The organism is Dyadobacter sp. AC419 (genome assembly GCF_979253085.1).
Window position 1 is genome coordinate 1 of record NZ_CEEDCD010000013.1, and the last position, 11,133, is coordinate 11,133.

The 11,133-nt window shown below is 39.5% G+C and carries 11 protein-coding genes; 7 read left to right on the forward strand and 4 right to left on the reverse strand.

The features are described 5' to 3' along the window. Positions 1 to 318: 318 nt before the first annotated feature. Both AC0IYG_RS06870 and AC0IYG_RS06875 read right to left on the reverse strand, forming a co-directional pair. Positions 319 to 732: a response regulator gene (locus AC0IYG_RS06870; RefSeq protein ID WP_471710352.1), complete on the reverse strand. Its 414-nt coding sequence runs from the start codon at positions 730 to 732 to the stop codon at positions 319 to 321. Positions 733 to 1,605: 873 nt separating this feature from the next. Next, positions 1,606 to 2,385 (reverse strand): RepB family plasmid replication initiator protein, encoded by a 780-nt coding sequence (locus AC0IYG_RS06875; RefSeq protein WP_471710354.1) that lies wholly within the window; start codon positions 2,383 to 2,385, stop codon positions 1,606 to 1,608. A 564-nt stretch (positions 2,386 to 2,949) separates the two neighbouring features. Here AC0IYG_RS06875 and AC0IYG_RS06880 point away from each other — a divergent pair. From AC0IYG_RS06880 to AC0IYG_RS06910, 7 genes are all read left to right on the forward strand, one after another. Next, on the forward strand, positions 2,950 to 3,387 hold the full coding sequence (locus tag AC0IYG_RS06880) for a hypothetical protein (protein ID WP_471710355.1): 438 nt from the start codon (positions 2,950 to 2,952) through the stop codon (positions 3,385 to 3,387). Between the two features lie 206 nt (positions 3,388 to 3,593). Continuing rightward, complete coding sequence (locus tag AC0IYG_RS06885) at positions 3,594 to 3,740, forward strand: hypothetical protein (protein ID WP_471710356.1); 147 nt, start codon at positions 3,594 to 3,596, stop codon at positions 3,738 to 3,740. A 120-nt stretch (positions 3,741 to 3,860) separates the two neighbouring features. Beyond that, entirely contained in the window at positions 3,861 to 4,013 is a 153-nt protein-coding gene (locus tag AC0IYG_RS06890; protein WP_471710363.1) for a type II toxin-antitoxin system YoeB family toxin, read from the forward strand. 441 nt (positions 4,014 to 4,454) lie between these two features. Next, positions 4,455 to 5,087 (forward strand): BfmA/BtgA family mobilization protein, encoded by a 633-nt coding sequence (locus AC0IYG_RS06895; protein ID WP_471710357.1) that lies wholly within the window; start codon positions 4,455 to 4,457, stop codon positions 5,085 to 5,087. Position 5,088: 1 nt separating this feature from the next. Beyond that, positions 5,089 to 5,883, forward strand: a complete 795-nt coding sequence (locus AC0IYG_RS06900; protein ID WP_471710358.1) for a DUF5712 family protein — start codon at positions 5,089 to 5,091, stop codon at positions 5,881 to 5,883. A 196-nt stretch (positions 5,884 to 6,079) separates the two neighbouring features. Beyond that, positions 6,080 to 7,516, forward strand: a complete 1,437-nt coding sequence (locus AC0IYG_RS06905) for a DNA sulfur modification protein DndB (RefSeq protein ID WP_471710359.1) — start codon at positions 6,080 to 6,082, stop codon at positions 7,514 to 7,516. A 119-nt stretch (positions 7,517 to 7,635) separates the two neighbouring features. Further along, on the forward strand, positions 7,636 to 8,457 hold the full coding sequence (locus tag AC0IYG_RS06910; protein WP_471710360.1) for a hypothetical protein: 822 nt from the start codon (positions 7,636 to 7,638) through the stop codon (positions 8,455 to 8,457). A gap of 94 nt (positions 8,458 to 8,551) precedes the next feature. On the opposite strand, the gene AC0IYG_RS06915 is transcribed toward AC0IYG_RS06910, so the two are convergent. Together AC0IYG_RS06915 and AC0IYG_RS06920 are read right to left on the reverse strand one after the other, a co-directional pair. After that, positions 8,552 to 9,025 carry a hypothetical protein gene (locus AC0IYG_RS06915; protein WP_471710361.1) on the reverse strand — a complete coding sequence of 158 codons (474 nt, stop codon included), beginning with the start codon at positions 9,023 to 9,025 and terminating at the stop codon, positions 8,552 to 8,554. 532 nt (positions 9,026 to 9,557) lie between these two features. Continuing rightward, positions 9,558 to 10,139 (reverse strand): response regulator, encoded by a 582-nt coding sequence (locus AC0IYG_RS06920; protein ID WP_471710362.1) that lies wholly within the window; start codon positions 10,137 to 10,139, stop codon positions 9,558 to 9,560. Between the last annotated feature and the right edge of the window lie 994 nt (positions 10,140 to 11,133).

Sequence of the window (11,133 nt, forward strand, 5' to 3'; positions counted from 1 at the left end):
GTTTCTTGGTTTTGTACAAGGTTTGGTCACCTTTCCCATTTGTTCCGGAGCAGCAGCTGCTGCATAAACAGACCGTTGTTAACAAGAAGGAATGATTTTTTGTAAGGTCCGCATCCAAAAACTAAGGGCTCACAATACATTGTTATGAAGGAAAGTATACGAACAGACTCTATAAAATTCCTTAATCCAAAATTGCAAAATTTTCAGCAACTAGTTGAAGACGAGCAGAAAGTTGTTCGAAGAAGGCATAAATGGGAGCAGGAGCTTAATAGTTTAATCAAGCAACTTTATCGCTTAAAAATGATGGGGGCTATTAGATTAGTGTACTTTGTTGGCTGTATCTCTTTGATAGTGGCTATATAACGCCTTGACCAGCTCAACATATTCATTAAAATAGGTTGGTTTAGTAATAAACTTTGTAGCGCCTTTTTCCCGAGCGGCAAGCGCCAAATCTTCGCTGCTTGAACTGGAAACCAGATAAATAGGCAGGGAAGACCAGTGAGATGATTTCCTTAGGGCTTCTAGCGTTTCCAGGCCATTCATTACAGGCATATTAACGTCAAGCACTAAAATGGCATCGGCGACTTCGTCTTGCAGTATCTTAAACAATTCCTGGCCATTATCTGCTTCGATTACGTATATAGGTACGCCGACTTCACTTATCGCTTCCTTTACCAGGAAACGCCAGTCTTCGTCATCATCAACAATGTAGATCGTTTTGATAGCCGCCATCAATGCGGTGTTTGATGCTGGACAGCAGAAAGCCCGCTTGCCGAATCTACATTTCTCTTGGATGCTCGCATAAGTAGCGATTTTGTATAGTCCAGCCGAACCATTCCCTGCATTTGTTCAATTTCTGATATTTGGCTTAGGAATTGAAGCTTGTCTTGGTCTACAAAAGCAAATACGCCTTTAGAGCCTGTAAAGTGTTATTTGTCATATTTATTAAAGGTTAGGATGATTCTGGATTAAAAAGATTTTTAAGAATTGTCCAGGCCTCATATTGTCCAATGCCAAATGTGATATCTTCATTAGACTGCTGGATAGACCGGGCTTAACCGGCAGTGGAAACGGCGCGGAGAAAAGACCGAGATAAACTAGATGTAAGGTAAAGATTGTTTCGGTTTAAAGCAATTTTTAAGCCCTTTCAGCGGCCTGCTCGACAATAGCAGCATCAATCCGCAACACATGGAAGAAACTAGTCGTATCAAAACGTCCGTCTGTGCGGCTTGTGCCGGTCACCACCAGCCGCGCCAAAACTGCCTAAAAGTGGGCTTAAATAGCCGTCTCACCAATCGTAAAAACTGTATCGCTTTCAGGAACAAGATTAAGTTCGTAAAACACTCGATTTATCCCCACTAGGTTAACTCTCGCCAGATGCTACTTTGCCTATTCGTACCCAGACGGCATTACAGTATTTGGTCCTGTCTTGTATTTCTTTCCCTTTTAGTTGCCATTCATAAAGTAGCTTATTTGCTCGTTCCATACCGATTGCTTTTGCGTACCTGATGATATTTGGATCTGTCACCTGCCATGTACGTAGCCGTAGAAGTACGCTTTTGTGCTCGTCAGAGAACTCAAACGCATTTCTTGGGGGTACTGTTCTTAGGCCTCAACCTCTTTGAGTCGAAATTCGAGCGCAATTACAGGCTTCCTGCCACGGCCATGTGCATAAATGTCAAAAACGGGCTCGTAAGTAAAGGCGAGTTCCGTGCTTTCAAGTTCATGCATGGGTTCTGAAAGAGTGTATTTTACTAGATCAGGGACTTTGGGATATTTGCTTTCACAGTCTATCAGCTGTCTAAATTCTTGAATACTCACCCACCAAACCCCGGTATCCTTGAAGGCAGAAAGTAATTCAAACATTCGCAGACTATACCAACTGGTAAAATGCATGTAGTGTTTGAGTTCATAAATGCTGTAATGAGCTAGTTCAATGAAATACGGCTTTAAAGCGGGGTTTAGCACGATAGTTATCATTCCATCTTTGTAAGCGCACTCGAAACCGTCATTCGCTATCGTTTTAGTTGTATCAAGCAAGTGCCTGAAAGAAAAGTACTTAGTCTTTAAATCTTCAATTAACCACTTCAGATCTGTCAGCTCATTAAAGGCGTTTTTTATTTTAGCATAGAAGTCCGAATCAGTAGAAGGGACAACATCAGAAATGTGCATTTGGTAATAAGGACGTAGATCGGAGTCATCCTCCTTAATCATAGCTAATACGTTAGCCATGATGCGTTTAGCGTAAATCGACACTTTTCGCTGTCGAGCAAAAGTTACATTCCAATGTTGTTTAACATATGACTTGGCGTCCTTTTCATTGTAAATCAAAGGAAGAGTCATTTGGGCAATCTCTCGCTTATCCTTTTTCTTTATTTTAGCCATGCTAATGTAAATAACTGTCTAGTAGTCTGTTAAATAAAACGAGTAGTAAATTTATATGTTTACATATTCCGTACTAAAACTCCTTTTATTACAGAAAAGCTAATATAATAATAAAACGAGTAGTAAAAATATATTTCCATCTAATCCGTACCAAAACTCGTTTTATTATCCAGTAATCCGTACCAAAACTCGTTTTATTCCGTACCAAAACTCGTTTTATTCGAGAAGTACCTTATATAATACTATACTGTTTACTACTATATAGTTTGTTGAGCAAAAAAGGTGTTTTTGGGATAACAAATGGCCTGGTTTTCTACGCACCAGGGCGGCCTGCGTCGCTACGCGCACGCTATTTCTTTGAGAGGGGAATGACAGTTTTTACTCCAGCTTGACAATGAAAAACGAACAAAAATTCCTGGACAGAAAAAGGATAGGTAGCCCTGAAAACTAAATAATTAGTTATTTAAATATTCCTATATTATATATAATAATATATATTTATAAGGCCTATACAATATCTATACATGTCCATTTACAGTATATTGTACATGTAAAACGTTGCATATGAATTATATAACTCTGAAAGAAGCAGCAAAAGCTACTGGCTTAAACGAAATGACCATCCGCCGGCTTTGTAAAAAAGCAGAAAGTAAACCCTATGTTAGGCTTAAAGAAGGGAAAAATGGCTCATTGTATACTATTCAGACTAACTACCTTTTTGATAGATACCCTCCTAAAAAGGCGCTAGGTAAGCTAGAACAGGATAGCCTAAACACTCGTGTAAATGTAGACCCAATACAAGTCCATACACAAGACTATACACCTGTATTGGCTGTGAAGGATGAACTTATTCAGGTATTGAAAAATGAAATCACTTACTTGAGAGAGGAGAACAAAGGCCTGCGAGAAGAAAATAGGGAGCTTAAATTATTACCGGCACCGCGTGACTCAGGAAACCAGCGAAAATCCCCGAAAATCATTATGGCAGCGGATTTGGGGTAAATAGCTATTAAGTGGTTATGTTTTGAACTATATCGCTAGCAGTAGCTAATAGAATCAAATATCTGTATATTTGTGTACCAAAACATGTACGCAATGGCAATTGTAGAAACAACTAGCAGACAATTTAGGGAGCGGCAAAAGGATTTCTTTGAGCTGGCCGACAAGGGGAGAAAGTGGTGATCCGGAGAGGGCGTAAACAAACATATGTGCTTACCCCGGTATCGGAAGATGACCTGTATTTCACGCCTGAAATGATTCAGCGCATAAGAGACGCCCAACAGGAGATCAGGGAAGGCAAGTTTATATCCTTCAACAGCACCGATGAACTGAACAAGTACTTTGAGTCGCTGTAATGTATAAAATTGTCTTATCAAAAAGAGCTGAGAAGGACTTATATAGCCTGTTTAAATCAGAGCCAAAAGTTTATCAAAAGGCCATTTTACTTTTAAAGGAGATTGAGCAGCATCCCAAAAGTGGGAGGGGCAAGCCGCAACTCTAAGCAACACGACCTAGCAGGATTATATGCCAGGAAAATCACCGACAAGCATAGACTTGTATACTCTGTAAATGAGGATATCATTACAGTCTATATCCTTTCTGCCAAAGGTCATTACGACGATAAATAAGAGCTTATTACTAGAATGGTTTAAACAGGATGCTAATTATGCATTCTCCGCTAAAAACAACTATGGGGCTGGCGTAGAACAGAAATGAGCCAGATATACGACGAATGTACAGTAACTGATGCTATTAAACCTTCGTACCCCTTTATAATTTACCTGTAAATCATTCCGATCTCCTTTATAGGACTTAATCCCGCCAATTAACTTAAAAACAGCAATTTTTTAAATATTTTTATTTCCCATCCTGTTGTTCTTTTTAGAAGCAAGAAGGAATTACGCTGCGCGATAATTCATTCTTGCTCTGCGAGGCTAAAATATTGGTATTCAGTTTATTATGTGTTTTCATATGCTATACTTAGTATAACATAAATATATTTTAGTATTTAATATTGCCTAATTAGTCTAAAATAGCTTATTTCAGTATATCAATTAATATATTAAGCTATGGAAAAGAAATATAATAAGTCAGTCCGTTTTACAGAGGCTACCGATGAGAAATTCGGCAAAATCGCCGAGAAGCTAGGCCGCAGCAAGCAGGATCTGCTTGCTGAAATGGTCGACTATTTTTACAAATCCAAGAAAGACCCGTCAGATTTGAGCGACGAGCTTTTAAAGAAGGAGCTGGGGCAAGGCATTAATCGGATCATCAGCTTTGTCAAAGTCCAGGAGAAGGATATCCTGGCGCCTATGCTTGCTGAGCAAAAACTTCAGCACGAGCAATTCCGTAAGTACGCAAGGCTATTGCGGTTTTATTTTGGTGAAAATGAAGATCAACAAGTAGCAGGGCATTTTATGGAAATGGTCCGTCTCCTACATAAGGATTCAAAAGCTTCGCTGACAGCACAGGGAAAAACCGGTGGACTGGTAGAGACACTGCTGGCAGAAGTAAAGAATTTCCAGGGTACTATTTCAGATTTGCGAAAGGAAAAGGACCGTATACGGAATCATTTTGTCCTTCTTTTTGAGAATTATATACGTGAGCGCGAGGATCTGAACTCGGTACTAAATTCCTTTGGAAGTTCGGCAGCCGTTAAAAAGCTCCAGGATGAAACCCGGAGCCAATTCAAATCTATTTGATATGGCACATGTCAATATTACCGCCAGTGAAACGGGCGGCAATACCGGCAGCTGCGGACAGCTGACTGATTACCTGGAAAAGGAAAACCAAAAACTGGGCAAAAAAGAGTTATGGTTTGACCAGGGGCGTGATGATATCGGACCTGATCTGGTCAAAACTGGAATAGATCAGAACGTGGCCAAGCTTAAAAAGACCGAAGCTAAATTTTACCTAATTAATATCAGCCCTTCCGGAAAGGAGCTCGACCATATTGGCAATGATCCGCAAAAGCTGAAAGCATTTGCGCGTGAAGTGATGAAAGAGTATGCAGAGAATTTTAATAAAGGCCTATCTGAACACGATATCAAGTATTACGGCAAGATTGAATACAACCGGTATTACACCCATGAAGATCCGGAAGTAAAGCAGGGCATCCGTCAACGCGGCGAAGCAAAGGAAGGGATCCACATGCATGCGCAGCTGATAGTGAGCCGCAAGACGGCAGACAACGGCCGGCTGATCAGCCCCATGACCAACCACCGAGGGAGCAACGCCGGCCACAGCCAAAAATTCGGGCAGTTTGACCGGCTGGATTTTACGGAGCGCTGTGAAAAAGCTTTTGACCGAACGTTTAGCTATGTACGTGAGCTGAACGAAACCTTTCAATATCGGAAGGTCATGCTAAATGGTACAGCCATGCAGCGCGCTGATATAGATTGTAGCCGAGCGGAGCCACCAGGAAAAACAAGCCAAAGAGCAGAGCCTGGCTTTGGAGCCGAACAAAGGGGAAAAGAAGGAGCTGGCGCAGCAGCCTGAAATCAAGTCGCAGAAAGAGCAGCAAAACAAGCGAAAGTGGGGACTATGAGCATAAAATAAATATGCTATTTAAACATAAAATATTTACCCAGGAGTATTTTTATAAGCTTTAAAAAATCCCTGGGAAAAAATAAACACAAAAAAATTAGGATATAAGAAAACCCTGGGCTACCTTTGTTATATAAATTAATATAATATGACAAATACAGCAACAGAAATAGTATCGCTTGATGAAGCTTTAAAGCATCAAAGCACAGTAGGACGACCAGTCAAGACCTTTGTTGGATACAATACTGGTAATAGGACTTTTACAATAAACGCATCTCTTTTTGAAGTAAATGAGTTAACAGAAGTTGCAAATGATCAGTCAAAAAACTCAGAAGTTATCGCTCAGAGAAAGCTTGACATATATCACGCATCTTCAATTGCGAAATATCTTTTAAAAGGAATGCTTTCGGCTGCGGAAAAGAAAAAAAATGAAAATGGAGAAGCGTTATCAAAAACTTTTACGGACATACAAAAGGCAACCGGCACTCAGCCGTATATTGCAATACCGCCGTTAGTAGCCTCTTTAAGGAACTGTAAGCCAGGAGGCTCTAATATGCAAGTTGCTCCCCAAAAAACTGCTAGTAACGAAACTGTTTGCTATTTAATTTATCTGAGTCAGGCAGATATATTGTGGATTGTTGATGGACAACACAGGAGAAAAGCCATCGAAATAGTTTATGATTTTTTTAAGCATGTTACAACTTATCATAAATATCCAGCGCGAGGAGCTTCCCTTCTTTATAATGGAGGTAAAGAGGAATTAACACCAGAGGAACTACAAGTTTGGATTGATTGCCAGGAAATGTTAAAAAGTTGTACCGTAGCCATTGAGATCCATCTAGGACTCACTACTGATCAAGAAAGGCAATTATTTCATGATTTAAATAATTTAGGAAAAAAGGTTGATAAAAGCTTAGCACTACAATTTGATGGGTCAAATCCAATAAATACATTTATTGGGGAGGTTATTATAGATGATATTTTTGCTGTTGCTGATATTCCATTGATTTCAGAAAAGGAGAAAGCTGATTGGAATTCATACGGATTTAGTAGACAGGAATTAGTAGCGGTAAACTCTTTGTTATTTTTGAACAAAACGAATATAAATGGTGCTGTTCCTTCTATAATTGAACCAAAAAAAGAAAAAGCAAAGCAATTTTGGCAATTGGTGAGCGAGATTGAGGGCTTACAAAACGCAGATGCCAAACAACAAACGGTTGCTGCACAACCAGTAGTTCTTAAAGCTTTAGCAAAGTTGGTTTATGATTTCAGCTTTGGTAAGAACAAAGCATGGATTAATGAAGAAAATGAAGAAAAGCTTTGGGCTGGAATCAAAACATTTGATTTTAAGCACACTAATCCCATATGGAGATATTATGAAATGAGTGAAGCTGAAAGAGCAGAAAGCGGGCTTTCCGAACTTACAGAATATCTCCCTTCGGAAGAAGAAGGAAATAGGGACATTGGAAAATATGAAAGCTCTTCATCAGTATTTCGTTTTGGTGCTAAGCACAATGATATTTATCCAATAATCGGAGATATGGTTCGGTGGAGCTTAGGATTGCCTAACCGTCAGAAGTTATAGGCACCACTTCTTATAAATTACTCTTGTACATATACCTTTTAAAACAAAAAAAATGAAACCACAAATCAAATTTTCAACGTGGTATTCCAAGGAATACCACATAATTTTTTCGAAACAATATGAATATTTTTACCAACAAGCGTTTAAATGAAAAAAGGAACGCTGAAAAGATAATTAATGATTTAGAAAGAAACATTAGCCGGGTGATAGTTGTGCATTATTCTTGTGAATCTTTCAACAAAAGCACTTCTCCCAGAATTACTGCAATTTGTGTTAAAACTAAGGATAACAATGTATCCAGAATTTTTTCGATTCACTTACAGGCACAAATTGCGCATAAGAATCCATCTTCCTTAACAGAAGCAGAATTAGATCAGTTTGAAAGACTGATGCTGCAAGATTTTTATGCATTTGTGAAGAAACATAAAACTTATAGGTGGATACATTGGAATATGAGAAATTCTACTTATGGATTTCAGGCTATTAGTGACAGAATCAAAATTTTGGGACGGAAACCGGAAGAAATTGAAGATCAGTTTACTTTTGATCTCTCTTACCTAATTAATGGAATATACACACAAGAATTTGAAAAGGATGCACCAAAAGGCAAACTTTTAAACTTAGCAGATCGTAATAAGATAAGCAATCGAAACGCCTTATTAGGATTGGAGGAAGCGGATGCTTTTGCAAATAAAGACTATCGAAAGTTACATCAGTCAACAGAAAGAAAAGTGGAGATTATAGATAGAATCCTGGATTTGACCATAAGTAACAGTTTAAAAGTTAAAACACCAACATATAAGGTTTATGGGTTTAATCCAGCGGGAGTAATTGAAATGGTTAAGAATAACTGGTTGTTGACAGCGTTTTTTGGGCTGTGTTTTTTTGTTGCAGGAGTTTTGTTAGAAGATCCAATTAAGAGTTTTTTTGGATTTGGTTGATATTGGTAAGCAGAATTATGCCAGGAGCTTTTGTTGTATTGTTTCTGGCATAATTTAAAGAAGGTGATTCGCCTATTCTGATGATTCATCATTGTTACTCCCACCAATAATCTTTGTCCCAACTACTAACTCCGCCATGCCATGAACAAGCTCCACGACCGGTTGCATAGCTGTACGAGCCGTCTCTGCAATTTGCGCCTTCCCTAGGAGCAGTGCATTCAGTTAATAATCCACCAAAAAAAAGCAAAAAGAATGCATACAAGCCAAATTCGGCCATACTTGGCCATTTGATCGTCTTGGCTTTATCAAAAAGTGCCCAGATTGTCCAAAATATAATTTGGATTGCTGTGATAGCAAGAACCATTGCAAAACATGCAATTAGCACCACAATACCAGCATACCCCATAATGACCACCGTAATAAATCCGGCAACGACTTCAAACCAAGTATATTGGTCACTTTTAAATTTTCCTGTTTTCTTATATTCGAAGTACACCCAGCCTAATGCATGCAGAAATCCGACTATAAAATGACTGGCTATTAATAAAGGAGTAACATGCATTGCCATTGTTCATTTAGTAACAGATAGATCTAAAATAACAAGTAGCCCTGATAAACCCTGTTTTTGAAATGTACAAAATCAAAATAGTGCAAAAAAATAGGCTGTCAGTTTTAAAGACAATTGCATAACGAAAAGCTAGAAACCCGCCATTGAGTTTGTATAACAGATTTTATGTTAAATGAGAAAACACAGAACAAGGGGGGCACTGGAGTTTTGGGAAAGTTCTTGGTTTTGTACAAGGTTTGGTCACCTTTCCCATTTGTTCCGGAGCAGCAGCTGCTGCATAAACAGACCGTTGTTAACAAGAAGGAATGATTTTTTGTAGGCTCCGCATCCAAAAACTAAGGGCTCACAATACATTGTTATGAAGGAAAGTATACGGAACAGACTCTATAAAATTCCTTAATCCAAAATTGCAAAATTTTCAGCAACTAGTTGAATACGAGCAGAAAGTTGTTCGAAGAAGGCATAAATGGGAGCAGGAGCTTAATAGTTTAATCAAGCAACTTTATCGCTTAAAAATGATGGGGCTATTAGATTAGTGTACTTTGTTGGCTGTATCTCTTTGATAGTGGCTATATAACGCCTTGACCAGCTCAACATATTCATTAGAATAGGTTGGTTTAGTAATAAACTTTGTAGCGCCTTTTTCCCGAGCGGCAAGCGCCAAATCTTCGCTGCTTGAACTGGAAACCAGATAAATAGGCAGGGAAGACCAGTGAGATGATTTCCTTAGGGCTTCTAGCGTTTCCAGGCCATTCATTACAGGCATATTAACGTCAAGCACTAAAATGGCATCGGCGACTTCGTCTTGCAGTATCTTAAACAATTCCTGGCCATTATCTGCTTCGATTACGTATATAGGTACGCCGACTTCACTTATCGCTTCCTTTACCAGGAAACGCCAGTCTTCGTCATCATCAACAATGTAGATCGTTTTGATAGCCGCCATCAATGCGGTGTTTGATGCTGGACAGCAGAAAGCCCGCTTGCCGAATCTACATTTCTCTTGGATGCTCGCATAAGTAGCGATTTTGTATAGTCGCAGCCGAACCATTCCCTGCATTTGTTCAATTTCTGATATTTGGCTTAGGAATTGAAGCTTGTCTTGGGCTGACAAAAGCAAATACGCCTTTAGAGCCTGTAAAAGCGTTATTTGTCATATTTATTAAAAGGTTAGGATGATTCTGGATTAAAAAGATTTTTAAGAATTGTCCAGGCCTCATATGTTCCAATGCCAAATGTGATATCTTCATTAGACTGCTGGATAGAATGGCTTAACCGGCAGTGGAAACGGCGCGGGAGAAAGAGGCCGAGATAATCTAGATGTAAGGTAAAGATTGTTTCGAGTTTAAAGCAATTCTTTAAGCCCTTTCAGCGGCCTGCTCTGACACAATAGCAGCATCAATCCGCAACACATGGAAGAAACTGGCTCCATCAAAACGTCCGTCTGCTGCGGCTTGTGCCGGTCACCACCAGCCGCGCCAAAACTGCCTAAAAGTGGGCTTAAATAGCCGTCTCACCGAATCGATGTATCGCTTTCAGGAACAAGATTAAGTTCGTAAAACATCTATTTTATCCCCACTAGGTTAACTCTGCCAGATGCTACTTTGCCTATTCGTACCAGACGGCATTACAGTATTCTGGGTCCTGTTCTAATTTCTTTCCCTTTTAGTTGCCATTCATAAAGTAGCTTATTGGCTCGTTCATACCGATTGCTTTTGCGTACCCGTACTGTATATTTGGATCTGTCACCTGCCATGTACGTAGCCGTAGAAGTACGCTTTTGTGCTCGTCAGAGAACTCAAACCATCTTGGGGTATGTTCTTAGGCCTAACCTTTTTGAGTTGAAATTCAGCGCAATTAACAGGCTCTCCTGCCACGGCCATGCATAAATGTCAAAAACGGGCTCGTAAGTAAAGGCGAGTTCCGTGCTTTCAGTTCATGCATGGGTTCTGAAAGAAGTGTATTTTGCATGGTAGATCAGGGATCTAAAAGCGGCTATGAAAATGCGCAAAGCGTTTCACGATAAATGCGAAAACTAGAGAACTAGAATGAGAGGCTTGGTTAAATATCGCTTGCACTACAACAGAACTGAGCCCAGGTAGGTTACA